General features: G+C 68.3%; 27 protein-coding genes. 17 read left to right on the top strand and 10 right to left on the bottom strand.

Annotation, left to right across the window (positions count from 1 at the left end):
- Positions 1-9: 9 nt before the first annotated feature.
- Positions 10-1431 carry an FGGY family carbohydrate kinase gene (locus tag G3I17_RS07435; protein WP_164595189.1) on the top strand — a complete coding sequence of 474 codons (1422 nt, stop codon included), beginning with the start codon at positions 10-12 and terminating at the stop codon, positions 1429-1431.
- Positions 1432-1558: 127 nt separating this feature from the next.
- Here the strand turns inward: G3I17_RS07435 and G3I17_RS07430 are convergent, their stop codons facing one another.
- On the bottom strand, positions 1559-2854 hold the full coding sequence (locus G3I17_RS07430; RefSeq protein WP_164595188.1) for a HAMP domain-containing sensor histidine kinase: 1296 nt from the start codon (positions 2852-2854) through the stop codon (positions 1559-1561).
- Positions 2851-3543 carry a response regulator transcription factor gene (locus G3I17_RS07425; protein ID WP_164595187.1) on the bottom strand — a complete coding sequence of 231 codons (693 nt, stop codon included), beginning with the start codon at positions 3541-3543 and terminating at the stop codon, positions 2851-2853. Before G3I17_RS07425 ends, G3I17_RS07430 begins: the two co-directional genes overlap by 4 nt.
- 128 nt (positions 3544-3671) lie before the next feature.
- Here G3I17_RS07425 and G3I17_RS07420 point away from each other — a divergent pair, with 128 nt between their 5' ends.
- The 5 genes from G3I17_RS07420 to G3I17_RS42015 are packed head-to-tail and all read left to right on the top strand — an operon-like array spanning position 3672 to position 7844.
- Entirely contained in the window at positions 3672-3992 is a 321-nt protein-coding gene (locus G3I17_RS07420; RefSeq protein WP_164595186.1) for a hypothetical protein, read from the top strand.
- Positions 3989-4984, top strand: coding sequence for a MoxR family ATPase (locus G3I17_RS07415; RefSeq protein WP_164595185.1), 996 nt, complete (start codon positions 3989-3991; stop codon positions 4982-4984). The genes G3I17_RS07420 and G3I17_RS07415 overlap by 4 nt, the downstream gene beginning before the upstream one ends.
- Positions 4981-5919 carry a DUF58 domain-containing protein gene (locus tag G3I17_RS07410; protein ID WP_164595184.1) on the top strand — a complete coding sequence of 313 codons (939 nt, stop codon included), beginning with the start codon at positions 4981-4983 and terminating at the stop codon, positions 5917-5919. The genes G3I17_RS07415 and G3I17_RS07410 overlap by 4 nt, the downstream gene beginning before the upstream one ends.
- A complete protein-coding gene (locus G3I17_RS07405; protein ID WP_164595183.1) occupies positions 5916-6863 on the top strand; it encodes a VWA domain-containing protein in 948 nt (315 codons plus the stop codon). Before G3I17_RS07410 ends, G3I17_RS07405 begins: the two co-directional genes overlap by 4 nt.
- An 18-nt stretch (positions 6864-6881) precedes the next feature.
- Entirely contained in the window at positions 6882-7844 is a 963-nt protein-coding gene (locus tag G3I17_RS42015) for a trypsin-like peptidase domain-containing protein (protein WP_164595182.1), read from the top strand.
- A gap of 51 nt (positions 7845-7895) precedes the next feature.
- Here the strand turns inward: G3I17_RS42015 and G3I17_RS07395 are convergent, their stop codons facing one another.
- Positions 7896-8222 carry a hypothetical protein gene (locus G3I17_RS07395; protein WP_164595181.1) on the bottom strand — a complete coding sequence of 109 codons (327 nt, stop codon included), beginning with the start codon at positions 8220-8222 and terminating at the stop codon, positions 7896-7898.
- Positions 8219-8968 (bottom strand): sulfite exporter TauE/SafE family protein, encoded by a 750-nt coding sequence (locus G3I17_RS07390; RefSeq protein WP_164595180.1) that lies wholly within the window; start codon positions 8966-8968, stop codon positions 8219-8221. The genes G3I17_RS07395 and G3I17_RS07390 overlap by 4 nt, the downstream gene beginning before the upstream one ends.
- 83 nt (positions 8969-9051) lie before the next feature.
- Between G3I17_RS07390 and G3I17_RS07385 the strand changes: the two genes are divergently transcribed.
- Positions 9052-9939 (top strand): LysR family transcriptional regulator, encoded by an 888-nt coding sequence (locus G3I17_RS07385; protein ID WP_164595179.1) that lies wholly within the window; start codon positions 9052-9054, stop codon positions 9937-9939.
- Positions 9940-10432: 493 nt separating this feature from the next.
- Here the strand turns inward: G3I17_RS07385 and G3I17_RS07380 are convergent, their stop codons facing one another.
- A complete protein-coding gene (locus G3I17_RS07380; protein ID WP_164595178.1) occupies positions 10433-10882 on the bottom strand; it encodes a hypothetical protein in 450 nt (149 codons plus the stop codon).
- A gap of 222 nt (positions 10883-11104) precedes the next feature.
- On the opposite strand from G3I17_RS07380, the gene G3I17_RS07375 reads away from it, so the two are divergent.
- The 3 genes from G3I17_RS07375 (at position 11105) to G3I17_RS07365 (ending at position 15581) form a co-directional block, all read left to right on the top strand.
- The gene (locus G3I17_RS07375) at positions 11105-11572 is read left to right on the top strand and encodes a YkvA family protein (RefSeq protein WP_164595177.1); all 468 of its coding nucleotides are present in this window, start codon (positions 11105-11107) and stop codon (positions 11570-11572) included.
- Between the two features lie 14 nt (positions 11573-11586).
- Entirely contained in the window at positions 11587-14040 is a 2454-nt protein-coding gene (gene pepN, locus G3I17_RS07370) for an aminopeptidase N (protein ID WP_164595176.1), read from the top strand.
- 101 nt (positions 14041-14141) lie between these two features.
- Positions 14142-15581, top strand: coding sequence for a S28 family serine protease (locus tag G3I17_RS07365; RefSeq protein ID WP_164595175.1), 1440 nt, complete (start codon positions 14142-14144; stop codon positions 15579-15581).
- 62 nt (positions 15582-15643) lie between these two features.
- Here the strand turns inward: G3I17_RS07365 and G3I17_RS07360 are convergent, their stop codons facing one another.
- Positions 15644-16183 (bottom strand): RNA polymerase sigma factor, encoded by a 540-nt coding sequence (locus G3I17_RS07360; RefSeq protein ID WP_203589885.1) that lies wholly within the window; start codon positions 16181-16183, stop codon positions 15644-15646.
- A gap of 82 nt (positions 16184-16265) precedes the next feature.
- On the opposite strand from G3I17_RS07360, the gene G3I17_RS07355 reads away from it, so the two are divergent.
- The 3 genes from G3I17_RS07355 (at position 16266) to G3I17_RS07345 (ending at position 18636) form a co-directional block, all read left to right on the top strand.
- The gene (locus tag G3I17_RS07355) at positions 16266-17279 is read left to right on the top strand and encodes a serine/threonine-protein kinase (RefSeq protein WP_164595173.1); all 1014 of its coding nucleotides are present in this window, start codon (positions 16266-16268) and stop codon (positions 17277-17279) included.
- Positions 17280-17296: 17 nt separating this feature from the next.
- Complete coding sequence (locus G3I17_RS07350) at positions 17297-17938, top strand: hypothetical protein (protein WP_164595172.1); 642 nt, start codon at positions 17297-17299, stop codon at positions 17936-17938.
- Positions 17939-18222: 284 nt separating this feature from the next.
- Positions 18223-18636 (top strand): YciI family protein, encoded by a 414-nt coding sequence (locus G3I17_RS07345; RefSeq protein ID WP_203589884.1) that lies wholly within the window; start codon positions 18223-18225, stop codon positions 18634-18636.
- Here G3I17_RS07345 and G3I17_RS07340 read toward each other — a convergent pair.
- The 4 genes from G3I17_RS07340 to deoC all read right to left on the bottom strand — a co-directional run bounded on the left by G3I17_RS07340 (position 18626) and on the right by deoC (position 23030).
- A complete protein-coding gene (locus G3I17_RS07340; RefSeq protein WP_164595170.1) occupies positions 18626-19654 on the bottom strand; it encodes a S66 peptidase family protein in 1029 nt (342 codons plus the stop codon). The two genes, G3I17_RS07345 and G3I17_RS07340, sit on opposite strands and share 11 nt — an antisense overlap.
- 109 nt (positions 19655-19763) lie before the next feature.
- On the bottom strand, positions 19764-20660 hold the full coding sequence (locus tag G3I17_RS07335; RefSeq protein WP_203589883.1) for an aldehyde dehydrogenase family protein: 897 nt from the start codon (positions 20658-20660) through the stop codon (positions 19764-19766).
- Entirely contained in the window at positions 20632-22068 is a 1437-nt protein-coding gene (locus G3I17_RS07330) for an aldehyde dehydrogenase family protein (protein WP_164595168.1), read from the bottom strand. The genes G3I17_RS07335 and G3I17_RS07330 overlap by 29 nt, the downstream gene beginning before the upstream one ends.
- Before the next feature lie 5 nt (positions 22069-22073).
- The gene (deoC, locus tag G3I17_RS07325; protein ID WP_164595167.1) at positions 22074-23030 is read right to left on the bottom strand and encodes a deoxyribose-phosphate aldolase; all 957 of its coding nucleotides are present in this window, start codon (positions 23028-23030) and stop codon (positions 22074-22076) included.
- Positions 23031-23102: 72 nt separating this feature from the next.
- Between deoC and G3I17_RS07320 the strand changes: the two genes are divergently transcribed.
- The 4 genes from G3I17_RS07320 to G3I17_RS07305 all read left to right on the top strand — a co-directional run bounded on the left by G3I17_RS07320 (position 23103) and on the right by G3I17_RS07305 (position 26271).
- The gene (locus G3I17_RS07320) at positions 23103-23669 is read left to right on the top strand and encodes a PH domain-containing protein (RefSeq protein WP_164595166.1); all 567 of its coding nucleotides are present in this window, start codon (positions 23103-23105) and stop codon (positions 23667-23669) included.
- Between the two features lie 37 nt (positions 23670-23706).
- The gene (locus tag G3I17_RS07315) at positions 23707-24591 is read left to right on the top strand and encodes an alpha/beta hydrolase-fold protein (RefSeq protein ID WP_164595165.1); all 885 of its coding nucleotides are present in this window, start codon (positions 23707-23709) and stop codon (positions 24589-24591) included.
- 112 nt (positions 24592-24703) lie between these two features.
- Positions 24704-25621, top strand: coding sequence for a neutral zinc metallopeptidase (locus G3I17_RS07310; RefSeq protein WP_164595164.1), 918 nt, complete (start codon positions 24704-24706; stop codon positions 25619-25621).
- Positions 25622-25824: 203 nt separating this feature from the next.
- Positions 25825-26271 carry a hypothetical protein gene (locus G3I17_RS07305; RefSeq protein WP_164595163.1) on the top strand — a complete coding sequence of 149 codons (447 nt, stop codon included), beginning with the start codon at positions 25825-25827 and terminating at the stop codon, positions 26269-26271.
- The last annotated feature ends 182 nt before the right edge of the window (positions 26272-26453 follow it).

Genomic DNA, 26453 nt, shown 5'->3' with positions numbered 1-26453 from the left:
GATCTCTAGATGACTGACCCGAGACTGGTTGCCGGAGTCGACTGCTCGACTCAGGCAACCAAGGTCGTCGTGTGCGACGCAGACACCGGAGAGGTACTACGGGAGGGCCGCGCGCCGCATCCCGACGCCACCCAGGTCGACCCGGCCGAGTGGTGGAAAGCCTGGTCTCTCGCGTCCGAGGGACTGCTCGACGGAGTCTCCGCATTGTCGGTCGGCGGTCAGCAACACGGCATGGTCCTGCTGGACGGCGCGGGGGTGGCCGTCCACCCGGCGGTGCTGTGGAACGACACCAGCTCGGCAGATGCGACGGTTGAACTGGTCTCTGAGTTGGGTGGCCCCGAGGCTTGGGCCGCGGCGACTGGATCCGTGCCGGTGCCGAGCTTCACGGTCACCAAGCTGCGTTGGGTGCGTGGCGCTGCTCCGGATGCGGCCGCTCGGGCCGAGGCTGTTGCGTTGCCGCACGATTGGCTGACCCACCAGCTCGCCGCTGACCGGTCGGGCATCGCCGATCTGACGACGGATCGGGGTGACGTCTCCGGTACCGGTTGGTGGTCGCCGACTTTGAACGACTACCGGCCCGACCTGGTCGAGCTCGCCTTCGGCCGCTCACTGCAGCTGCCGCGCGTCGCCGGCCCTTCCGAGATCGTCGGCCAGACCGCCTTCGGTGCTGCTCTTGCTGCCGGCACTGGCGACAACATGGCTGCTGCCCTCGGCCTTGATCTCCAGCCTGGCGATGTGGCTGTCTCGCTGGGTACGAGCGGTACTGCGTTTGCTCGGTCTGCGGCGCCGACCACCGACCCGAGTGGCTTCGTCGCCGGCTTCGCGGACGCCACCGGCGGCTACCTGCCGCTGGTCTGCACGCTGAACGCGGCCCGGGTGCTCTCGGCAACGGCCCAACTGCTCGGCCTGGACCTGGCCGCATTGGACGAGGCCGCCCTGACCTCCACCGGCAGCAACGGCCTCGTCATGCTGCCCTACCTGGACGGCGAGCGGACCCCAGACCTCCCACACTCGACCGGCCTCGTCTACGGCCTCACCCGTACCACCGCCCAGCCCGCCACGATGGCGCGCGCCGCGGTCGAGGGCATGCTGTGCGGCCTGGCCGACGCGGTCGACGCCCTCCGAGCCCAGGGGCTCCCCGTCCACCGGGTCCTGCTCCTCGGCGGAGCGGCGCGCTCCCGCGCAGTACAGGCTCTAGCGCCGGCTCTACTGGGTGCACCGGTCGTACTACCTGAGCCAGCCGAGTACGTCGCGCTAGGCGCGGCTCGCCAGGCCGCCTGGGCCGTCTCGGGCAACCTGCCTACCTGGGATGTCTCTATGAGCAAGCCAGAGTCGCAGGTGATGACCGATGACGAAGCTGCCGCGGTCCGCGGGCGCTACGCCGCTGTACTGGCCGGAACCCGTCCGCTCCTCGCCGCTGAGTACCGCTGATCGACGGACTCATACCTCCTGGGCGGCCTCGGCGCACTCCTGCTCCTGATCGCGGCTGCCCTCCTCATCGGCCGGCGAGCACCATCGTGGTCGGGCTGCGCGGCGTAGGAGGAACGCGTGGGGAGGACTAGGGGCGGGGGCCGAGGGGGTCTTCGGTGGGTGGGGTGGGGGAGCTGCGGGTGGTGTTGGTGAGGGAGCGTTCGGGGAGCCAGAGGATGAAGGTTGAGCCGGTGCCTACCTCGGAGTGCAGGGCGACTGTGCCGCCGTGGGATTCGGCGATCTGGCGGACGATGGCCAGGCCGAGGCCTGCTCGGCGTTGGCTGGTTGACGGACCGCTGGAGGGGTCGGTGAGTGGGACGGTCGAGGGTGGCTGGCGTTGGCCGGAGCGGAAGAAGCGGTCGAAGACGCGATCGGTGTCCTCGTCGGCGATCCCCGGGCCCTCGTCCCGTACGGCGATCCAGGCCCAGCCGTTGCGACTCCCGACGGCCAACACGAGCTCGCTCCCACCCCGTGCCAACCGGACCGCGTTGGAGAGCAGGTTGTCCACCGCCCGGCGGAGCGCCTGAGCATCCCCGGCGGCGATCGGCCCGGGCGACAGGCGTCGTACCAGCCGAAGCTCGCGATCAGCGGCGAGCAGCGCGTACTCCTCCGCCGCCTCGCCGGCGATCGCGGCCAGATCCACATCCGCGTCGACGAAAGCGGGCGACGACCGGCGAGCAGACGCCAGCAGGTCCTCGACCAGCCGCGTCATCCGCTGGATCGCGCGCGAGACGATCGCGGTGGCCTGCGCCCGATCCTCCGCGGTCGTGTCGTCATGAGCCAGTACTGCGTCCACATTGGCCTGGATCACCGCCAACGGATTGCGCAGCTCATGCGACGCGTCGTCGACCAGTTGCCGTTGCGCGACGAAGGCGGACTCCAGCCGCTCGAGCATGTCGTCGACCGTGTCCGCGAGGCTCCGCAGCTCGTCACGCGGACCGTCCATCGCGATCCGGCGGGACAGGTCGGTCGCCGAGATGTCCTGAGCCGTCGCGGTGATCCGGCGTACCGGCCGCAGCGCACGACCCGACAACCACCAGCCGGTCCCGAGGCTGAGGACCAGCAGCACGCCCATGCCGCCCGCCGAGTAGGTCTTCAGGGTCTCCAGGGTCTCGAAGTTCACCGCCGACTGGATGCTGGACAGGTCGGCCGCCTGGATCGTCTGGCCGTCCTTGACCTTCAGCTCGCCGTGCTCGTCGTGGTAGACCTTCTTGACGGTGATCGGGTTGAGCGGCTTCGGGTCGAGGTAGGCCGACAGCGCGAAGTACAGGCTGCCGAGAACGAGTGCGGACAGTCCGATCAGTACTGCGGAATAGGCCAGCGTCAAGCGGAAGCGGATCGTCTGCGTCCAGCTGGGCAGCGTCGGCCGGGCAAGCCTTCTCATACGTCACCTCTGAGCCGGTAACCGCGCCCGATCACCGTTTCCAGCAGGGGATCCTCGCCCTCCAGCGTCAGCTTGCGCCGCAACGTCCCGACCGTGACCCGCACGCTCTGGGTGAACGGATCCGCGTTCTCGTCCCACACGTGCTCCAGCAGCTCCTCGGCCGACACGACATGACCGGGCCGCGACATCAGATACCGCAGTACGCCGAACTCCTTCAGCGTCAGCGGAAGCTCCCTCCCGGCGCGAGTCGCGAGGTGACGCGAGCTGTCCAGTACGAGGTCGCCGACATGCAGCTGCGTCGTCCCGTTCGTCACATCGCGACGCAACAGCGCACGGATCCGGGCCAGCAACTCGACCAGCGCGAACGGCTTGGTCAGGTAGTCGTCGGCACCCTCGTCGAGCCCGCGCACCCGGTCGGCGAGCGAGGCGCGCGCGGTCAGCATCAGCACCCGCAGTTCGCGCCCGGACGCGACCTCGATCTCACCACGCCGTACTGCGCGGCACAGGTCGAGGCCGCTCGTGTCCGGCAGCGTGATGTCGAGAATCGCCAGGTCGTACGGCGTGGTGGCGAGCTTCTCGACCGCCTCGGCGCCGGTCAGCGCGGCATCCACCGCGTAGCCGGCCCGGCCGAGACCCGAGCGCAGCGCGCTGACCAGGCCTTCCTCGTCTTCCACCACCAGTAATCGCACGAGTCCAAGGTAGCGGCGCAGGCTGCGGAAAGCCGGGTGCGCTTTCGCTGGACTTTCGCTCTGCTTTCCGGTCGTTTTCGGGGCCACCTGATGAATTGGTTCCATCATTCGACCTCGAAGGAGTCAGCATGAATCTCCCCGGCAAGCGCCTCCTGCTCGGTACTGCGATCGCCGCCGCCGCGTTGGGTGTGGGCGGCGTCGCGTATGCCGCCGGCAATGACCCGGCGCCCGACCAGGGCTATGTGACTGTGGAGGAAGGCCCGTCGGCCGGTACGCCGAGCACCACGCCGAGCGACGGATCCAGCGCCGCCCCGCAAGGTCGTGACGGCACGGCGCGCGACGGCAAGGACTGCCCGGACAAGGCCGGCTCGGGCGGCCAGCAGGGCGCTCAGCCCAGCCAGCCCGAGCAGGGCTCGGACAGCCAGGCCAACCCGCAGAGCAACGCATGACCGCAGTACTCGAGCGCGCCCTCTTCGAGGTGAAGCGGGTCGTCGTCGGGCAGGACCAGTTGGTGGAGCGGATGCTCGTCGGGTTGCTTGCCCGTGGCCACTGTCTGCTGGAAGGCGTTCCCGGCGTCGCCAAGACGCTCGCCGTCCGGACCCTGGCCGAGGTGATCGGCGGCCGGTTCGCCCGGTTGCAGTTCACCCCTGACCTGGTACCGGGTGACATCGTCGGGACCAGGATCTGGCGGCCGTCCGCGGAGAGCTTCGACACCGAGCTCGGCCCGATCTTCGCCAACCTCGTGCTCGCCGACGAGATCAACCGCGCCCCCGCCAAGGTGCAGTCGGCGTTGCTGGAGGCAATGGCCGAGAACCAGGTCAGCATCGGTGGCGTCAGCTACCCGCTGCCCGAGCCGTTCATCGTGCTCGCCACCCAGAACCCGATCGAGTCCGAGGGCGTCTACGCGTTGCCCGAGGCGCAGCGGGACCGGTTCCTGCTGAAGATCACCGTCGACTACCCGACGCCGCTGGAGGAGCTCACGATCCTGCAGCGGATGAGCTCGCACCGGCCGCATGCGAACGCGGTCCTGACGCCGGCCATGGTGACCGAGTTGCAGGAGGCAACGGAAGACGTCTTCGTGCACAACGCCGTGGCGGAGTACGTCGTCCGGCTGGTGCACGCGACGCGAGTGCCGCAGCAGTACGGGATCAACGATCTCGCCGGTGTACTGGAGTTCGGCGTGAGCCCACGGGCGACGCTGGGCCTGGTCGCGGCGGGTCGTGCGCTCGCTCTGCTGCGCGGCCGCGACTACGTGCTCCCTGCTGACGTGTATGACGTGGCGCACGACGTGATGGCGCATCGCCTGGTGCTGACCTTCGATGCGCTTGCCGACGGCATCGATCCGCGAACCGTGGTGTCGCGGGTGCTGCAGGCGATCGAGCAGCCGCACGTAGTACCGGCTGATCAGACCCCGCAGCAGCAGCAGGGGTCAGCGGCATGACAGGTCCCGACCTGCTGGCCGGGCGGGAGCGGGCGCTCCGCTCGCTGGAGCTCTCGGTGAGGCGGAAGCTGGAAGGCTTCCTGCACGGCGAGATCACCGGCCTGCGGAGCGGCCCGGGCAGCGAACCGAACGAGGCAAGGCCGTACCAGGCCGGCGCGGACGACGTCCGCCGGATGGACTGGAACGTCACCGCGCGATCGCTCGAGCCACACGTCCGGGCGCCACTGGCCGAGCGCGAGCTGGAGACCTGGGCGCTGGTCGACGCCTCCGCCAGCATGGACTTCGGTACTGCGCTCTCCGAGAAGCGCGACCTCGCCGTCGCCATCGTCGGCGCAGTAGGCCTGCTGGCAGACCGCCCCGGCAACCGCCTCGGCGTGCGGGTTGCGCTGGGCAACGAAGTACGAAGGATCCCCGGCGTGAGCGGCACGGCGGCTCTCCGGCGTACCCTGCGCGCGCTGTTGTCGTTGCCTAGAGCAACGCCAGGTGAGCACCCCGCCACGGATCTCGCGCACGCCATCACCCGCCTCAACCGCGAGCACCCGAGACCCGGGCTGCGGGTAGTCGTCTCGGACTTTCACACCGAAGGCTGGGAAGTCCCCCTCCGTCGACTGACTGCGCGGCACGAGGTGATCGCCGTCGAGATCCTCGACCCGCGGGAACTCGAGCTGCCCGAGGTCGGGCTCCTGACCCTGGTCGACCCGGAGACCGGCCAGCGGCGCGAAGTACAGACCAGCAACCGCAAGCTGCGGGAGCGGTATGCCGCTGCGATGCGTGATCACCGTGAGCGCACCACCCAAGCGATCCGTGCCGCCGGCGCAGCGCATCTCGTCCTGCGCACGGACACCGACTGGGTCCGCGACGTCGCCGCCTTCGCCACCGCAAGGCGTCGCGCCAGCACCCGCCGTTGCCCTCGAGGGAGGACCGGAATCAGATGAAATTCGAGCAACCGCTGTGGCTCTGGCTGCTGCTGATCGTCGCGGCTCTGGTCGTGGCGTACGTTTTCGCGCAACGCCGCCGCAGCACCTACGCCGTCCGGTTCGCGACCCTGCCGATGCTGGAGAAGGTCGCACCCAAGAGCCCGGGGTGGCGCCGGCACGCGCCCGCGTTCGCCTTCCTCGCGGCGCTGACCGTGCTGACGATCGCGATCGCCCGCCCGGTCACCGACGTCCGGGTACCGCGCGAACGCGCCACCATCGTGGTCGCGATGGACATCTCCAACTCGATGGCCGCGACCGACGTCGAGCCGAACCGCTTCGAGGTCGCCAAGAGCGCCGCGACCGAGTTCGTGAACAGCCTGCCCGAGAAGTTCAACGTCGGGCTCGTCTCCTTCGCCCGTACTGCGAACGTCGTCGCACCGCCGAGCACGAACCACCAGGCGACGATCGATGCGATCAACCGCCTCACGATGACTGACAGCACCGCGATCGGCGAGGCCGTCCTGACCAGCCTGGCCGCGGTGAAGAACCTGGACGCCGACGCGGCCACCGACCCGCCGCCGAGCCGGATCGTGCTGCTGTCCGACGGTGGCAACACGGCGGGCCGCCCGATCGACGAAGCCGCCCAAGCCGCCGCGCAGGCCGGCGTACCGGTCACGACGATCGCCTACGGCACGCCCGATGGCACGGTGAACCTCGATGGCCGGAACATCCCGGTCCCCGCCGACTCCGACTCGCTGCGCGGGCTGGCCGACGCGACCTCCGGTTCCTTCTACTCCGCGGAGAGTGACGAGGAACTGCGCTCCGTCTACTCCGACCTCCAGTCGTCGATCGGCTGGACCACCGAGGAACGCGAGATCACCAACCTGGTGGCGGGAATCGCCCTGGCCGTCGCACTGCTGGCCGGCCTGGCGTCGCTGCTGTGGTTCTCGCGACTGCCTTAACTCCTTTGGAGCCCTCCTGTGAGCCCTCATCTCGGTTTCCCCTTCCGCGGGCCGCACTACCAGCCCGGCACCCCGCCGACCGCCCCGCCCACTGCTCCGCCCACCGCCCTGCCCGATGGACCCGTACCGGGCGTCCCCTTCACCGTCACCCCGGCCCCCGCCTGGCTGGCTCCCCCCTCTCCGGCCGCGGTACCTCGGGCCGGGGTGACGGTCCCACCACCGCCGGTACGTCGTACTGGCCGTGTACTCGCCACCGGTATCGCACTGTCCGTACTAGCCGGCGGTCTAGCCGGAGCGGTCACGGGCAACTGGGGCGACTCGCCGTCGGAGACAGCCTCGGTTGAGTTGCCCCAAGCAGCAGCACCGTCGGCCGGTACTGAGCAGGGTTCGATCGCGACGGCTGCGGCGAGCGTGTTGCCGGGCGTGGTGTCGGTGCGCGCCGGCCAGGCGACCGGCTCCGGGTTCGCGATCGACCAGCAAGGCCACGTGGTCACGAACGCGCACGTGGTGGAGGGAGCGAGCAATGTGTCACTGGTGCTGTCCAACGGGCGAGCGGTGGACGCGAGCATCATCGGCGTCGACGCCGACAACGACCTCGCCGTCCTCCAGGTCAGCGGCAACGTCGAGGGACTGCGGGCGCTCACGCTCGGCCGGTCCTCGCAGCTCCATGTGGGCGACCCGGTACTGGCGGTCGGCTCACCACTCGGGCTGGAGGGAACGGTGACGGCCGGCATCGTCAGTGCTGTCGACCGGCAGGCCCGGTTCGGCGACAACGGCAACCGGCAGTCGGCGATCCAGACCGACGCGGCGATCAACCCGGGCAACTCGGGCGGCCCGCTGGTGAACGCGGCCGGTCAGGTGGTCGGCGTCAACACCGCCATCGCGACGCTGGGCACATCGTCTCGCTCCGGCAGCATCGGCATCGGCTTCGCCATCCCGGTCGACCGGATGACGACGATCGTCAAAGGCCTGATCGACTGAGAACGACAGCGTCCGGAGAACCCAGCTAGCGGGTTCTCCGGACGTTGTGGTTCACGGTGCATCTGCCAGTCGGCCGGAGATCGGTACGGGTCCTGGATCATCGCCGTCGCTGTGCCGGATCACCCAGTCGTCCAGATCCGCAGCCGCCTCTTCGGCGTACTCGCGCAAGCTGCCACCCCAGCACCCGGGCACCGACCCGGCCGCCTCCCGGGAGGTGAAGGCGTGGACGGCTGCCGCGTAGCGCTCCGCGGCTTGCAGTACGACCTGCGCCTGCGCCATCAGGTCGCCGTCGAGCGTGACGGCGGTGCGCGCTGTCTCGGCGAGCTGGCAGGCCTCCCACGCGATCGCCAGGCGGGCCAGGGATTCCTCGCTGATCACGACGTCACCACGAAGTACCCGACGGTCATCGCGGCCGCCGAGGTCACCACGATCCCCCGGAGTACGGGGGTGGGCAGTTTGCGGGCGATGGTGGCGCCACCGAAGCCGCCGAGGATCGCGCCGGTGAGCATGACGAGCAGTTTGACCGCCTCGGTGAGCACGTCCGAGGCGACCAGGAAGACGGCCCCGGCGGTCAGGTAGATGGCCGCCATCTGGGCCATTCGCAGCGGGTTGACCCGGGCGGGGTCGATGCTCGCGGCAACGCTCCAGAACGCGACCATCATGAGCCCGGACGCGCCGCCGAAGTACCCGCCGTAGATCGAGAGCAACAGTTGGCCGGCCATGATCGTGGGGCGGCCGGCGATCCTCGTCTTCAAGGACTTGGCGACCCGGCGGCCGAAGGCGAGTACGAGGGTGGCGAAGGCGAGCAGCCACGGTACGACCGCGTCGAAGGACTCGGAAGGCAGGGCGAGCAGCAGTACCGCGCCGAGCGCGCCGCCGACGACGCTGGTCCAGGTCAGCACGCGGATCGACGTACTGGGCAGTGGCTCGAGATCGCGGCGGTAGACCCAGAGGCTGGCCAGCCCGCCGGGCAGCAGGGCGACGGTGGTCGCAGCGTTGGCGGTGACCGCGCCGACCCCGACCGCCACCAGCGCGGGGAACGCGACGAAGCTCCCACCGCCGCCGACGGAGTTGAGCGCACCGGCCGCGATCCCGGCGAGCAGCACGATCAGCAGGGCGGTCACCCTCCGAGCATCGGGGAGCCGGGTAAGGAGCACAATGCGTTTTTGCCTCAGCCAGCCTCTGCCTGAGACGTAGGCTGTCGGGTATGCGTTATGACCTCGACGACCTGCGACTGTTTGTCCAAGTAGTGGACCAAGGCTCGATCACGGCCGGCGCCCTGCAGATGCACCTGAGCCTGCCTTCGGCCAGCGCACGGGTCAGAGCACTCGAGGCCCACGCCGACGTCCCGCTGCTGATCCGCGAACGCCGTGGAGTGCGCCCAACACCAGCCGGTACGACGCTCGCCCGCCACGCCCGCGAAGTACTGGCCCAAACCGCCCGCCTGGACAGCGCCGTCGCCAGCTACACCGCCGCTCGCTCCCGCCCGCTGATCCTGGTCTCCGGCGGCTCAGCCATGCACCGAGTGGTCCCAGCCGCCCTCGCATCCTTCCTACGTGAGTACCCAGAACACGACGTAACCGTCTCGGAGCAGCGCACTCCGCGCTCCCTACGCCTGCTCGCGGAAGGCAAAGCCGACCTGGGCATAGTCCTGGACGACGACGAAACCACCGGCACCACCCTGCGCACCGAACCCCTGGTAGACGACTCCCTGGTAGTCATCGGCCAGGCAGGCGGCCTACTGACCGGCCGTAAGACGATGACGTACGCCGAGGTAGCCGAACACCCCATGATCGGCCTGGACCTAGGCTCCACCCTCCGCACCTGGATGGACCGCCGCCTAGGCCCCCACGCCCCGGCTCCCCGCTACCGCACCCTCGTCCCAACCCTCCACACCCTGATAACCCTCGCCACAGCCGGCGTAGGCCTAGCCGTAGCCCCCCTCCGCTCAGTAGACGGAAACCCAGCCCTGGACATCACCCGCCTGACAGACCCCTGGGCCACCCGCTCCCACCTCATTTGCTACGCCACCCCCCAAACCACCCCACCCATCAAAGCCCTCGCCAACCACATCCGCCTGGCAGCCAACGCCTGAACCCAATCTGAGCCCGTCCGCCTGTGGGGTATCTCATGCTTGTGCGACCACTTCGCGTCTGTCGCGAGGCGGGTCGACCGCCTGCTTTTGCAGGGCTTCTTCGCCTGAACATGCGGAGACAGCTGGCCGGGCTTCTTGTCAATTCGTCGGCTGGCAAGGGATCCGGGCGATCGAGTGGGACAAAGACAACAAGTGGCACTTCAACAAGTCCGGATCGAAGAAGCACTTTCAGCGCGCGTGAAGGGTTCAGGGCGCTCGGGCGCCACCTCTGGGGACGTGCGAAGCGCCATGCGGGTCGCTACCTGTCCCGGGCCGCGAGGTTTGGTTCGAGAGCGTTCAGAGGTGGTCTGCGGTTCGGGATGGGAGTGCTGCGCGGCTCTGCGTCATTGCCACTGATGATCATTCCGGCACCAGTTTGGCGGCTGCCGCTCTCGTGGTTCGGTCCACGTCGCCCGCAGTACTCGTGACCGAGGGCTGATGCCGGGCGGGCCACTCAGCGCTTGCGACGTTGTTTCTGTACCGCCCGCCATTCCTTTTCCGGAACCAATCTCGTGGGTTCGATCACCTGGCGGAGGACTTCCAGTTGGGGCCCGTCCAGGTACACGACGATCGACTGGCTTTCATCGGCAAGAGACACGACCCGTCCGCTGTCATCCGAGGCAGTGGCGGAGTACGCCCAGGGGGCGAAGGTCACGAATGCCGACCAGAGCTCATCAGAGGCCATCCGGACAAGCCCGGTCTCCGCGTAGCCGCTCTTTTCAACCCGCCCGGTTCGGCTTGCGACGCCGCGTAGGACATCGGCCGCTGCCACCACCTCCGCGGGCCAGTCGGGGGCGGTGAGAGGCACGTCGGTCTCGTACTCGGTCACTGTTCCTTGTACGGCGTTCAGAACCAGCCGGCACGCCTCGACCATCTCGGTGTGGCTCCACCCGTCCCTGTCCACCACAAAAGTCTGTCGTCTGTTCACGCCACTCGCATCCAATCAATCGCAGCCGGGTGACGGAAAGCGCGTCAGGTCTATGTTGCGCCAGGCAACCTCTGCCGAGAGACGCACGGCACCTCGGCCACCGTAGCCTTTGAGGCTTTCCAGGTGTTGACCATGATCCGTTCCGCGCTTTGGTCCGAGGTCCGTCCGTAGGCGCCGGGGGACGGCTACGGTTGGTGGATGGTGTTCTTTGGTGGGCTGCTGGGGTTGGTGGGTCTGGCGACCCTGGTGTTTCGCGACGGTGAGGTGATCGGGATTCCGGCTGCCGGGATCGGGGGCACCTTCCTGGTGATCGGGGCCGTGGTTGCCGGGCTCGGGTTGCTCAGGCGGGCGAAGTGGAAGCGGAAGGTTGCGCGGGGCGAGCCGGTGCCGGTGGGGGATGTGTTCGAGCGGGCTCGGGCCTTGCCTCGGTTGTTGCGGGCTGCCAAGGCGGAGGGGTATGGGGGAGTTTCGGGGGGCCAGAAGGCCTTGTGGTTGGTGGGTTTGGTGTATTTGATCTCGCCGATCGACATCCTTCCCGATCTGTTGCCGATCATCGGGATCGCGGACGATGCGGGGGTCGGCGTCTGGTTGTTCACCAGTGTGTCGACGGCGGCCGGGTTGTACCTGCGCCACGAGCGTGAGCGGCGCGGGCTGCCGCCGGGTTAGGTAGCGTCGGGGGCATGCCCGCTCTCACTGTGGAAGAAGCCCGTACCCGGGCCGCCACCCTCACCGTCCGCTCGTACGAGATCGCTTTCGATCTGACCGTTGGGGACGAGGTGTTCCGGGCCGTCAGCACGATCCGGTTCTCGGCGACCGATGAGCGGACGTTCGTGGATGTGAAGCCGCAGGAGCTCGCCGCGGTGACGCTCAACGGCCGCAGCGTCGACACCCGCGGGCTGGACGACGGGCGGTTGTGGCTCGACGGGCTGCAGGCAGACAACGAGCTCGTGGTCGATGCGGTGATGAGGTATTCGGCCGACGGGGAAGGTCTGCAAAGGTCGGTCGACGCAGGCGACGGCAGGGTCTACCTGTACGGGATGTCGTCGCTGGAGTCGGCGCCGAGGTACTTCGCATGCTTCGACCAGCCGGACCTCAAAGCGTCGTACACGATGACGGTCAAATGCCCCGACGAGTGGATCGTCCTGGGCAACGGCGCCGCGATCCGAACCGCGCCCGGCCGCTGGGAACTCGAAGAGACCAAACCGCTTTCCACGTACTTCGTGACGCTGGTCGCCGGGCCGTACCACGTGATCAAGAACGAGCATGACGGCATCCCGCTCAGCCTCGCGTGCCGGCAGAGCTTGAAGGAACACCTCGAGAAGGACAAGGACGACCTCTTCACCGTCACCGCGCAGGCCTTCGACGAGTACCACCGCTTGTTCGGCTACCGCTACCCGTTCGGCGAGTACCACCAGGTCTTCGTACCCGACTTCAACCTCGGCGCGATGGAGAACCCAGGCTGCGTGACGTTCGCCGACAGCCTGGTCTTCCGGTCCACGGTGACGGATGCGGAGCGCAGTCTCCGGGCCCGGATCGTCGTGCACGAGATGGCCCACATGTGGTTCGGCGACGCGGTCACGATGAAGTGGTGGAACGACCTCTGGCTGAACGAGTCGTTCGCCGAGTACATGGCGAACCGCGTCTCGCACGACGTCACCGATCACCAAGGTCACTGGATCGACTTCGCCTATGTGCGCAAGTGGTGGGGGCTGCAGGCCGACCAGCGGACCTCCACCCACCCGGTCGCCGCCGAGCCCGGCAAGGACGCCCGCCAGTCGCTCGACGACTTCGACGGGATCTCTTATGCCAAAGGCGCCGCAGTGCTCAAGCAGCTCGCGGCGTACCTCGGTGACGAGGTCTTCCTCAAAGGCGTCAACGCGCACATCGACGCGCACGAGTTCGGCAACGCGGATCTGCACGAGTTCATCGCCAAGCTCACCGAGGCCGGCGCCGAGGACCTGCCCAACTGGTCCGAGCAGTGGTTGCGGACGGCGGGCCTGGACACGATCAGCGCCGAGCGTACCGCGACGGGGATCAGGCTGCACCGCAGTACGCCGGCGGACCACCCCGCCAACCGCCCGCACAAGCTGACCGTCGGCGCGTACGACGAAAGCGGCCGCGCGACCTCTGTGCAGGTGCTGCTCGACCAAGAGGTCGTCGACGTGGATCTCGATCCGTTGGCGGCCGTGATCGTGCCCGACGCGGCCGACGACACCTGGGCCAAGATCCGCCTCGACGCGACCAGCCTGGCCAACCTCCCCGCAGTACTGCCGAAAATCGCCGACGGCACCACGCGCGCGGTGATCTGGAACAGCATCCGGGACGCCGTCACCGACGCCGAGCTCGATCCGCGGCAGGCGCTCGCGATCCTGCTCGAAGCCATCCAGTCCGAGGACAGCGACATCGCCGTCGGCTCCCTCCTGCGCTGGCTGGAGGATCGCCTGCTCGGCGCCTACTTGCCGCAGGACCCGTATCGCGGCCAGGCGGCCGCTGCGCTCACGGCGAGGCTCGCCGAGACCCCTGCCGGCAGCAGCCTCCAGCTGGCGATCACCCGCGGCCTAGTAGCGACCACTGACGACGCCAAGCTCCTGCAGTGCTGGCTGGACGGCAGCGACGTTCCCGAAGGCCTGCAGGTGGACACGGACTTCCGGTGGTCTCTTGTACTACGCCTGATCCAGCTGGGCGCCTACGGCAAGGAGGAGGTCGAGGCCGAGCTGGCAGAGGACCGCTCGACGGAAGGTGCCGTCCAGGCGGCCCGATGCTTGGCCGCTACCGCTGACGGCAGGGAAGCGGCCTGGCAGCGGATCATGACGGACGGGTCGGTCGGTGTGAGCGAGTTGTTCGCTACCTGCGAGGGGTTCTGGGATCCCGCTCAGGCCGAGCTGACGGCGCCGTACGTCGAGCGGTATTTCACCGAGATCGCGCACACGGGCGAGATCCGTGCCGGGATGGCCGTCGCGATGACGGTGGCCCGGATCTTCCCGAGGTTCGCCGTGGACGAGGCAGCGGTCCGCCAAGCCGAGGCTCTGATCGCCGACGAGACGGTTGCCCCGAGCATCCGCCGCACCAGTGCCGACCAGACCGACGACCTGCGCCGCGCACTCGCCGTCCGACGTACCTACGGGCTGGACTAGAGCCCCTGGCCCGCACGGTACCCCGTTGTCAAGGGGGTCGCGGTTGTCGGTGGCGGCGCTTAGGCTCTGCAGGAGTGTCGCCCACACCTAGGAGTTCGACCGTGCGCCGGTTCATCCGTTCAGCCCTGGCTGCAACCCTGATCGCGGGATCTGTGGTCACCACAGCGGCGGCTGCGCCCGCAGTACAGACTGCCGCAGCACCAGTTGCCGATCCTGTCGCCGAGGTGACGGCGAAGCTGCAGACGATCCCCGGCCTGCGGATCGAGCGCAGCAGCGTCGTGGGTGGCAAGCCGTTCTTCGTCCTCTGGTACACCCAGGCCGCTGATCACAAACTGGCCAATCATAAGCAGGCTCGCGGCGAGAAGTTCGAGCAACGCGTCACGCTCTGGCACCGCGGTTTCGACCGGCCGACAGTGCTGCACACGACTGGGTACGGCGGTGTCGGTGGCGCGTTCACCGCGGAGCCGACCCGCCTCGTCGACGGCAACCAGCTGAACGTCGAGCAGCGCTTCTTCAACACCTCCACGCCGGCCAGCAAGAACTGGTCCAAGCTCAACATCTGGCAGGCGGCGACCGACCACCACGAGATCGTCCAGGCGTTCAAGAAAGCCCTGTACTCCGGTAAGTGGGTGTCCACCGGAGCGAGCAAGGGCGGCATGACGTCCGTGTACCACCGCAGGTTCTACCCGAACGACGTGGACGCGACCGTCGCCTACGTCGCACCGCAGGACGTGGACAACCGGCGCGACTCGTACGTCGGCTTCATCCAGGACGCCGGCACCGACCCGGCCTGCAACCTCGCACTGCGCAACCTGCAGCGGAACACGTTGCTGCGCAGGCCGGCGATGGTGGCGAAGCTGAAGGAGTTCGCGGCGCAGAACGGGCTGACCTACGAGGACACCTTCGGGTCGGCCGACCGGGCGCTCGAAGCGGCCGTGCTGGACACGCCGTTCGCCTTCTGGCAGTACAGCACGCAGGACAGCTGCCCGGAGGTGCCGGGCACCGCTGCGGCGACCGACCAGCAACTGTTCGACTTCATCGACCTGATCTCGGGCTGGTCGTTCTACTCCGACGAAGGCATCGCGGACTACATCCCGTACTACTTCCAGGCGACCCAGCAGCTGAACTGGCCGGACGTGGCGAGCAAGACGACCTGGCTGAAGGGGTTGCTGCACTACCGCGAGGCGGGCGACGCGCCGGCCGGAGTACCGGATGCGATCGAGCCGAAGCATGAGCCGTTCGCGATGGCCGACGTGGATCTGTGGCTGAAGACGTCGGGGAAGCGGCTGCTGTTCGTCTACGGCGAGAACGATCCGTGGAGCGCGGAGAAGTTCGAGCCGGGGCGGGGTACCCGCGACTCGCACTGGTACACCCAGCCGAACGGCAACCACGGCTCCAGCATCGGCGGCCTGCCGGCAGCCCAGCGCACCGAAGCCACCCAGATCTTGCAGAAGTGGATGGGTGTCACGGTCAACCCAGCAGTCGCCCAAACCAGGACCAACACCATCGACCCGGGCGCCCAACGCCAGGGCCTCCGCTAGCCGGTACTACGAAGCCCCGGGCGCAAGTCGCCCGGGGCCGGCACGTGCGCGGCTGGCGTTGGTCAGCGGATGGTGAGGTGCTCGGCTACTTGTTTGCGGGCCTGGTGGATGCGGGCCTTGACGGTGCCGAGGGGGACTGCGAGCTCTTCGGCGATCTCGGCGTACGTCATCGCGCCTAGGTCTCGGAGGACCAGGGGCTGGACCAGTTGGGGGTGGTTCGCCTCTAGGGACTCCAGGGCTTCCAGGAGGTCCAGGCGGGAGCCGGCGATCACCGAGGTGGTGCGTGGGTCGACCGACTCGGGCAGGACTTCGGCCGACTGCTCGACGGCGCGGCGCTTGAGCGAGCGGTAGGTCTGCCGTGCGCAGTTCGTCGCCACCACGGTCAGCCAGCCGGCGAAGCTGCCGGTGCCCTTGAAGGTGTGGATCTTGGTCGCGACCGTCAGCAGCGTGTCCTGCGCGGCCTCTTCGGCGTCTTCCCGGAAGGGCAGGAATTTCGCGACGCGCCGCAGTACCTGCGGCCGGATCGCCTGCAGCAACTCGGGAATGACGCTCTCGTCACCGCCTGCCGCGCGGGCCGCGAGGCCTTCCAGTTCCTCGTTCATTCTCTCCCAGCTCGCAACGACGGCACTCGCCATGGCGTTATGTGTTCGCCTTGATCCCTGCAGTGCTCGACAATAGCCCGGGATGGATGTCATCGGACGGTACCGGCTGCAGTCGAAAATCGGCGCAGGCGCTTTCGCGACGGTCTGGCGAGGGTATGACGACGACCTCGACGTGGATGTCGCCGTGAAGGTGCTCGCCGACAACTGGGCGTCCCGCGCGGACGTTCGCGAGCGTTTCCTGTCGGAGGCCCGGCTGATGCGCCGGATCGCCAGCGACCGGGTCGTGCGCGTCTTCGACCTCGGGCAACTGCCCGACGGACGCCCGTACTTCGTGATGGACTTCGTCCCCGGCGGCTCGCTCGCCGAAGTGCTGGCCCATGGGCCGCTCGATCCGGTCGACGCGCTCTGGTGGGGTGCAGACCTGGCCCGGGCCGTCGCGGCACTCCACGACGAGGGCGTCGTCCACCGCGACATCACCCCCGCGAACCTGCTGCTCCGGCCTTCCCAAGGGCTCGAGTCGGGCGGCGGCACGCACCGGATCGTGCTGGCCGACCTCGGCCTGGCGAAACGCGCCGCGGAGGCGTCAGGGCTGACGCAGGCCGTCGGCACCCCGGCGTACATGGCTCCGGAGCAAGGACGCGGTGACGGTGGCTTCGACGAACGCGCCGATGTGTACGCCGTCGGCGCGGTGACCTATGCGCTGATGACCGGTCGGCCGCCGTTCGCGGCCTCGTCCATCACCGACGTGATCTCCCGCGACCCCGACAGCAACCCGCCGAGCCTGCAACCGCTGCTGCACGACTCGGTCGGCGAGATCGACGAGATCCTCGCCCGGACGCTCGCCTTCCGCGTCGGCGACCGCTGGAGCCGCGCGGACACCCTGGCCGAGCGCCTGGAGGCCGAGGCCTACCGCCTGGAGCAGGAAGCCCCGCTGCTCGCCGCCCAGCGCACGACCTTCAGCCAGGAAGACGAGGTCCGTACGACGGTCGCGCAGCCGGCTAAGGCCCGCCGGAGCCGCCGCGGGTGGCTGCTCGGGGCGCTGCCGGTCCTCTTCGTGCTCGCGGGCGCCGGAGGCTGGTTCCTCTTCGGCCGATGATCACATAGGGTAGTTGTATGGCTACTCACTGCATCAAGATGTGGTTGCGCAAGTCATCAATCCTCAGCATCGCTCTACTGCTTTCGGTACCAGCCGCCGGTACTGCGGCTGCGGCGGCGCCCACCGCGAGCTACGCCTGCCAGGCGGACGCCAAGTTCGGCCGGCACACCTTCTCCCTCCGGCAAGGTGTTGACGCGAAGGCGCCGGCGACGGTGCATGCCGGCCAGCGGTTCACCGTCGCTGTGGACCTCAAGCCGGGTTCGCTGCCCGGTGAGGTCAAGGGGTTCAAGCTCAAAGAGGTGCGCGACCTCTCGCTTCGGATCCCGGTCCCGGCCAACACCTCGTTCGTCAGCGCGTACCTCACCGGCGGATCAGGCCTCAACTCCACTCCGACGCTCGAACGCAACGGCGGAGTGCTGACCGTCCGCGTCGGCGGCCCGGTGCCCGGCGGAGCGTCGTACCAACTGCCGTCCTTATCGGTCCGCCTGAAGGCCGGCGCCCGCGGCCGCGTGATCGAAACCAAGCTCCAGGGCACCAGCTTCGACAACCCCGGCCTCAACCTCCAGGCCACCATCAAGTGGAAGTTCATCACCATCAAGTCCCCGATCGCCTGCTACCCCGACCCGAATCCCGCCCTCACCAAAACCCAAATCCGCTGACCCGCGCACCACCCAGCCACCAACCCGCCGCACCGGCACCCATCGCACCGGCACCCATCGCACCGGCGCCCATCGCACCGGCGCCCATCGCGCCGGCCCGCCCCTCTCGCGACCTTGTGCACCACCTGAGTGGATCCCCGGCGCCGGGATGCTCACGTCGTGCACAAGGTGGGCGGATGTGGCGTGGCCGGTGACTACGCGGTGCTCTAAGGGGTGGTGGGACGGCGCATGGGCGGGCGGGGTGGGTGGGACTGTGTGGCGGGCATGATGGGGGGATGCGCTTCATGATGACGTTTCGCGGGACCGAGGAGTACGAGAACGGCGAGATGCCCAGTGAGGAGAGCATCACCGCGATGACCTCGCTGATGGCCGAGATGGCGGCCGCGGGGGTGCTCCTCGGCGGCGACGGGCTGCACCCGAGCTCCAAGGCGATCCGGCTGGAGGTGCGGGACGGTCAGCGTCACATCGTCGACGGCCCCTTCGCCGAGACGAAGGAGCTGATCGCCGGCTACTGCCTGATCCAGGTGGCCTCGAAACAGGAGGCGATCGAGTGGGCCTCGCGCTGCTTGGAGGCTGACATGGGCAACTCGCGCGGCGTCGATCTGCGCCAGATCTTCGAGGCAGACGACTTCGGCGACGCCTACACCCCGGAAGCCCGGGCTCGCGCAAGCGCAGCCGACGCCAACATCAGTAAATGACCGAGATGCGCTGAGCCGCCGGGTCGATGCTTGCGGTACCGCCGTAGGGGATGACCAGTTGCGGGTCGGTGTGGCCGATGTCGACGCCTGTGACAAGCACAGCATCGGGGTTGTACTCCGCGAGCGCGCGGCGGGCGGCACCGTATTGCGCCTCGACGTAAGCGGCTGACTCCGCAGGCGTCGACGGACGGTCGAGCGATGACGCCTTCGGGCGGGCCCAGAGGACGGCGTCGAACCGGGCCAGCAGTCCGCGCTCGCCGAGGTTGCGCAGGATCCAATAGACCTGGTCGGCGGATGGCTGGTCCTCGGAGGTCTCCAGGAACAGCACCCCGGAGTACTCCTCGACGGGCAGCATCCAGCGGTTGGCGCCGAGTTGCCAGTCGATGATCTCCAGGCAACCACCCCACAGCCGCCCGCTCACCGGCGTCCGCGGGCCGTACCAGCTCCACCCGGTGGAGGGGAACAGCGGCGGCTCCGACGCGAGGTTCTCCGGTACGGCCCAGTCGTGATCCTGATCCGTCCACCCGGCGGCCGGCGTCAGCTCGAACTCGCCGGAGCCGAACAGCGCGGCCCGCACCGACCGCTCGGTGTCGGGATGCATCGCGCCACCCCGCCCGAACTGAACCATCACACAAGCCCCGTGATAGGCCGGAATCCCCAGCGAATAAAGGTAGTTGAGCAGGTTGGTGTTGTCGCTGTACCCGAAGAACGGCTTCGGGTCGGCGCGGAACACGTCCGGATCAAGATGCTTCAGCACCGTGATCTGATCGTCCCCACCGATCGAGGAGATCACCGCACGAATCGACGGATCACTCCAGGCAGCATGAAGATCGGCAGCGCGCTCCTGCGGCGTCGTGCCCAGTTTCCGCGTCGTCGGATACTCCACCGGCTCCAGCCCGAACTCCCGGATCCGCTCCAGGCCGAGCTCGTGCGGCCCCGGGAAGATCTCCGGCAACCCGCCCGAGGGCGAGACGATGGCTACCCGATCCCCGGCTACCAGCTTCCGCGCGAACAACATGCGCTCAAACTACAAGAGTGCCGGTCCGGAAAGCGCCCCGATTTCGGTCCCCGCTCCACAGCAGCATCACCAGCGCGCCCAACCTTCACCGGCCGATCGATCCCAGCCCTCACAGGCCGATCGGGTGCCAGACCGTCTTCAGTTCCAGGTACTGCGTCAGGCGGGAGAGGCCCGGCGACTCGGTCCAGTCTTCCTCGGCCGGGCGGCGGACCCGCTTGAGGTTCTCCGCCGAGGCAGCCTCCAGCGCCGTCGCTTCTTCGTGGTCGCTGATGCCGGCCAGGTCGATGGCGTTGACGTCGGAGTGGGACGCCAGCCACGGGCCGATCTCCGAGGCCGAGCCGGTGAGGATGTTGACCACGCCACCCGGTACGTCGGACGTCGCCATCACCTCGCCCAACGTCACCGCGGGCAACGGGCGCTCGAACGACGTCACGGCGACGACCGTGTTGCCCGAGACGATCGCCGGCGCGATCACGCTGGTCAGGCCGAGCAGGCTGGAGTCCTGCGGCGCGAGCACCGCGACCACACCAGTTGCCTCAGGCAAGGAGAAGTCGAAGTACGGTCCGGCCACCGGGTTGCTCGAGCCGACCACCTGGGCCAGCTTGTCGGCCCAGCCGGCGTACCAGACCCAGCGGTCGATCGAGGCGTCGACGACGGCGCGCGCCTTGCTGATCGACAAGCCCTCGGACGAGGCGACCTCGGAGCTGAACTGCTCGTGCCGCCCCTCCATCACCTCGGCGATCCGGTAGAGCACCTGGCCACGGTTGTACGCGGTCCGGGCCGACCAGCCGCCGAACGCCTTGCGGGCGGCGACGACCGCGTCGCGACCGTCCTTGCGGGAGGCCTGCGAGGCGTTCGCCAGGAACTTGCCCTTGGCATCGGAAACCACGTACGACCGGCCCGACTCGCTGCGCGGGAAGGCGCCGCCGACGTACAGCTTGTAGGTCTTGCGCACATCCAGGCGCTGCGACGAGTCCTTAGTGGGCAAGGTAGGCCTCCAGACCATGACGGCCGCCCTCGCGGCCGTACCCCGACTCCTTGTAGCCGCCGAACGGCGAGGTCGGGTCGAAGCGGTTGAACGTGTTGGCCCAGACGACGCCGGCCCGGAGCTGGCTCGCCATCCAGAGGATCCGCGAGCCCTTCTCGGTCCAGACCCCGGCGGACAGCCCGAACGGCGTGTTGTTCGCCTTCTCGACCGCCTCGGCCGGCGTCCGGAAGGTCAGGACGGACAGCACCGGCCCGAAGATCTCCTCGCGGGCGATCCGGTGCGCCTGGGAGACGCCGGTGAAGACGGTCGGCGGGAACCAGAAGCCCTGGGTGGGCAGCTCGCACTCGGGCGACCAGCGCTCGGAGCCTTCGTCCTCGCCGATCTGCGACAGCTCGCGGATCCGGGCCAGTTGCTCGGCCGAGTTGATCGCGCCGATATCGGTGTTCTTGTCCAGCGGGTCACCCATCCGCAGTGACGACATCCGGCGCTTCAGTCGCGCCAGTACCTCGTCGTACACGCTCTCCTGGACCAGCAGCCGCGAACCGGCGCAGCAGACGTGGCCCTGGTTGAAGAAGATGCCGTTGACGATGCCCTCGATCGTCTGGTCGATCGGCGCGTCCTCGAAGACGATGTTCGCCGCCTTGCCGCCGAGCTCCAGCGTCAGCTTCTTGTCCGTGCCGGCGACCGACTTGGCGATCGCGCGACCGACCGCGGTCGAGCCGGTGAAGGCGACCTTGTCGACCCCCTCGTGCTCGACCAGCGCCTGCCCGGTCCGGCCGGCGCCGGTGACGATGTTGACCACACCCGGCGGCAGGTCGGCCTGCTGGCAGATCTCCGCGAAGGCCAGCGCGGTCAGCGGCGTCGTCTCGGCCGGCTTCAGCACGACGGTGTTGCCCGCCGCGAGCGCCGGCGCGATCTTCCACGCCAGCATCATCAGCGGGAAGTTCCACGGGATCACCTGCGCGGCGACGCCCAGCGGCTGCGGGTCGGCACCGGCGCCGGCGTACTCGAGCTTGTCGGCCCAGCCCGCGTAGTAGAAGAAGTGCGCGGCCACCAGCGGCAGGTCGACGTCACGCGACTCGCGGATCGGCTTGCCGTTGTCGAGCGACTCCAGCACGGCCAGCTCGCGCGACCGCTCCTGGATCAGCCGGGCGATCCGGTACAGGTACTTCGCCCGGTCGCGGCCCGCCATCGGGCCCCAGACCTTCTCGTAGGCCTTGCGCGCAGCCTTCACCGCGCGGTCGACGTCGGCCGGACCGGCCTCGCTGACCTCGGCCAGCACCTCCTCCGACGCCGGGCTCACCGTCTTGAACGGCTTGCCGTCGGTCGCCTCGGTGAAGGCGCCGTTGATGAACAACCCGTACGACGACTTGATGTCGACGATCGCGCGCGACTCCGGCGCGGGTGCGTACTCGAATCTGCTCAATGCCCTCAGTCCAGCGTGAAGTAGTCGGGGCCCGGGTAGTGCCCGGTGGCCAGCTTGGTGCGTTGCATCAGCAGGTCGTTCAGGAGACTGGACGCGCCGAAGCGGAACAGCTCCGGGTCCAGCCAGTCCGGTCCGGCCGTCTCGTTGACGGTGACCAGGTACTTGATCGCGTCCTTCGCCGTCCGGATCCCGCCGGCCGGCTTGACGCCGATGTGCAGCCCGGTCGACTCGTGGTAGTCGCGGACCGCCTCCAGCATCACCAGCGTCACCGGGAGGGTCGCCGCGGGGGAGACCTTGCCGGTGGAGGTCTTGATGAAGTCGGCGCCGGCCAGCATGGCCAGCCAGGAAGCGCGCCGGACGTTGTCGTAGGTGACCAGCTCGCCGGTCTCCAGGATCACCTTGAGGTGCGCGTCACCGGCAGCCTCGCGGATCGCGGAGATCTCGTCGAAGACCAGCCCGTACCGGCCGGACAGGAACGCGCCACGGTCGATCACCATGTCGACCTCGTCGGCACCCGAGGCGACCGCGTCCTTGGTGTCCTGCACCTTGATCGCCAGGCTGGAACGCCCACTGGGGAAGGCGGTGGCGACACTGGCCACGTTGATCCCGGTACCGCGCAGCTCGAACTTCGCCGTGGCCACCAGGTCGGGGTAGACACAGACCGCGGCCACCGAGGGCGCGGTCGGGTCGGCCGGATCCGGGCGCTTGGCCTTCGCGCAGAGCGCGCGCACCTTGCCCGGGGTGTCCGAGCCCTCCAGCGTGGTCAGATCGATCATCTGGATGGCCAGATCGAGCGCGTACGCCTTGGCGGTGGTCTTGATCGACCGGGTGCTCAGGGCGGCGGCCCGGGCTTCGGCGCCGACCTGGTCGACGCCCGGCAGGCCCAGCAGGAACCGGCGCAGCCGGTCCTCGGACGAGGTCACGTCGGCGAGACTGTCGACGCCAGTGTCGGTAGTGGTCACCCTTGGCAGTCTAATCGTGTTTCGGCCCGCCCGATTCTGGGTCTGTGGACAGCTTGCGGCTACGTTGTCCGGGTGAATGCGAAGGTCTCGGAGAACGAGCAGTACCTGTCCGCCTCGAACCGGATCACCGCCGTGATCGTGATGGTGATCGGCGTGGCCGGCCAGGTCGACATCGCGGTGGAGTGGCGCACGCTCGGCGGTCTCGAGGTCGCCGCCGTGATCGCCCTGCTGATGGTCGCCTCGTATGTCGGCCTGTTCCGCCCGTCCGTCACGCTCCGCCCCGAGAGCCTGCTGATCCGTAACCACGTTCGCAACCACGTCGTGCCGTGGAGCATGATCACCGAGGCGGATGTGACCGACATCCTGCGCATCCACACCGCGGACCGGCGGCTGCGCTGCCCGGGTGTCCAGCTGGTGATGCGGGACATCCGTAAGGAACGCGCGGGCACCCGCAAGCGCAAGACGGAGACCTCGATGTCCCGCGCCGAGTTCGTCGTCGGCCGGGTCGACCACCACATCGACCTGTACGGCGGAAAGGATTCCGCCGACGCCGGGATCGTCACCACCTGGGCCGTGCCCGAGCTGGCCATCGCCGCCGTACTCGCCGTCGTCGTCGTGGTCGCCCAGCTGCTGCGCTGATGTGCTGATGCACCCCTGACGCGGCGATGATGCGCTCATGACGCGTTCGCTGTCCCGCCGTACCTTCCTGCTCACCGGAGCAGCGGCCGGCGTCGCAGGGGTCGCAGCGGTCGGCCTGGTGGAGACGGGCGCAGTACCGGGTCGCACGCGGCTGCACGACGTACTGGGCCTGACTGGTGACGACGGCGTCGCGCCTGACGTTGAGCCCGGCCCGGTCGAGTCGGGCAGCTTCGAGTCGGCTGCACGTAGTACCAAGGTCGGCTGGTCAGTGATCTATCCAAACGGCCAGCAACCCGACGCCGCACTGCCGGTCGTCCTGATGCTGCACGGACGTGGTGGAGACCACACGTCGTCCATCAACGACCTGAACGCCGACCGCTACCTCACAGCCGCAGTACAGGCCGGTACTGTGCCCTTCGCGCTCGCAGCCGTCGACGGTGGGCCCGACAACTACTGGCATCGGCGCGCATCCGGTGACGACCCGCAGCGGATGTTGATGGCGGAATTCCTTCCCTTGCTGAAGAAACGCGGCCTGCGGACCGAGCGGTTCGGCGTGCTGGGCTGGTCGATGGGTGGCTACGGGGCTCTGCTGCTCGCGGCCGAGCAAGGCGCGACGCGGGTCGCGGCGGCCGGGGCGATGAGTCCGGCCCTGTGGCACAAGGCTTCCCAGGCCGCGGCCGGCGCCTATGACGGGCCGGACGATTTCCAGCAGCACCAGGTGTTCGGCCGCGCCGCCGATCTCAAAGATGTTGCCTTGCGCATCGATTGTGGGCGCGACGATCCGTTTGCCGGGGCGGTACGGGACCTGCGCGGCGAGCTCGGTGCGGACGGTGGAATCCAGGCCGGAGCGCACACGAACGGTTACTGGCGGCGCATGCTGGATGGGCAGTTGGCCTTCCTCGGTACGAAAATCTCCGATTAGCGGAACTTCCTCGCGATCGGTAGCGTCCGAGTCCCGTGTTCACGTCCGGATGAACCTCATGGTCACCCAGGATGGACACCGCAAGGTCCCCCGATTCACCGAGAGTGGAGCTATGGTCAACCTCTCCAGCAAGAAACTGCGTGTTCTGGCCGGCGTCGCCGCCGTCGCCGGGTTCGCAGCCCTGGCAATGCCGGCGCAGGCCGTCCAGACCTCTGGCGGTGTCCCGGCGCCCGTCCAGGGCAAGCCCGCCGAGGTCGCGGTTCAAGGCCAGCAGGCGACGGCCAAGGCAGCGAGTTCGAACACCAACATCGTTCGCTTCAACAAGCTGTACAACACCGGCGCGATCATGGCGTCGAAGTGCAAGGAGGTCAACGTCTCGCTGCGGACCGCGGCCGGCGTCAAGGCCTACGACCAGCAACTGCTGACCTGCATGTGGCAGGCCTGGGCGCCCACCCTCAACGCGGCCGGCTACAACTACAAGAACAAGCCGACGCTGATCATCTACAACACCAAGGCCACCACCTACTGCGGTGTGATCAGCTCGCCGACCTCGTACTTCTGCGGGCACGGCGCCGCGTCGGAGATCTACATCCCGTGGGGCTACATCGCGTCGTTGTGGAAGCAGAGCCCGACCTACGCCCGGGCCTACGCGACCAACACGCTGGCGCACGAGTACGGCCACCACGTTCAGTACCAGAGCGGCATCCTCAGCGCCTCCTGGAGCCGTCAGTACGCCTTCACCACGCTGGCCGCGAAGCTCGAGGAGAGCCGTCGCCGTGAGCTGCAGGCTTCGTGCCTCGGCTCGGCCATGCTCGGCGCCAGCAAGCGCTACTACCCGATGTCCGGCGGTCTCTACACGCAGTGGAAGTACGTCGTCTCGCACTCCGGCGACCAGCCGGGCGGCGTCCGTGACCACGGCTCGATCGCGAACCACAACTGGTGGTCGACGGCCGGCTTCTACGCGGCCAGCACGAAGACCTACGTGAACCGCTGCAACACCTTCAACTCGGCCTCCAACCGGGTCGCCTGACCTGACTGACACAATCTCCGGGTGATCCCGGAGTAACAAAGCCGCCCGGAACGCGTTCACGTTCCAGGCGGCTTTTGTTTTCACCCGGCCGAAGGTTGCAATTTGGCCGACACGTTCACGATCTGCGATCGTGTGGTTACCGTGTTTCGGGTCCGCACGCCTTACAGTCTTGGTCGACCCACGAACGGCAGGAGTCAAGGATCGTGAATTACGACGAGTTCAACACCGAGTACACGAAGGTGCTGGACAAGATCAAGAGCGGCAAGTGCAGCTGGTCGGAGCTGTCCGGTCACGTCACCCGGCTGCGGCAGGGGACGGCCGGTATCACCACGCCGGTGGAGCGCGCGCAGATCGACAGCGATCTGGCCGCGCTCGGCCAGATGGTCGACCTGTCCCGGCGGACCAACGACAAGGAAGACGTCTGGACCGTCACCTCCGAGGCGGTTCGCCGGGCCAGCAGCGGTGAGGGCACCGTCGCCGACCGGATCGCCCGGATCGAGGCGAGCATCCACGAGATCACCACGCTCGCCAACCGCAACCCGGACGAGCGCGAGGCGCTGATGCAGTCCGCCAGCACCCTGAAGATCCTGCACTCCTCCCTGCAGAGCTCCCTACGAGCCGAACAGGCCGAAGCCGCCGCACTCAGCTGACCCGCCACCAGCTGACACCCAACTCTTCGCCAGCTGACTGAGGGCCCCCGACTACGGCGGGTTCTCATGGTCGTCGCAACACCTTGATTTGAGGAGTTGCGGCGGCCATGTCGTTTGTGGAGGACTTTGAGTGTCACGGTGATGCGTTGTTGCGGTTGGTGGATGCGGGGGTTTCGGTTACG

This window comes from Streptomyces sp. SID13031, from assembly GCF_010548305.1.
GTDB lineage: Bacteria > Actinomycetota > Actinomycetes > Propionibacteriales > Kribbellaceae > Kribbella.
This window is presented reverse-complemented; position numbering and strand designations above follow the sequence as displayed.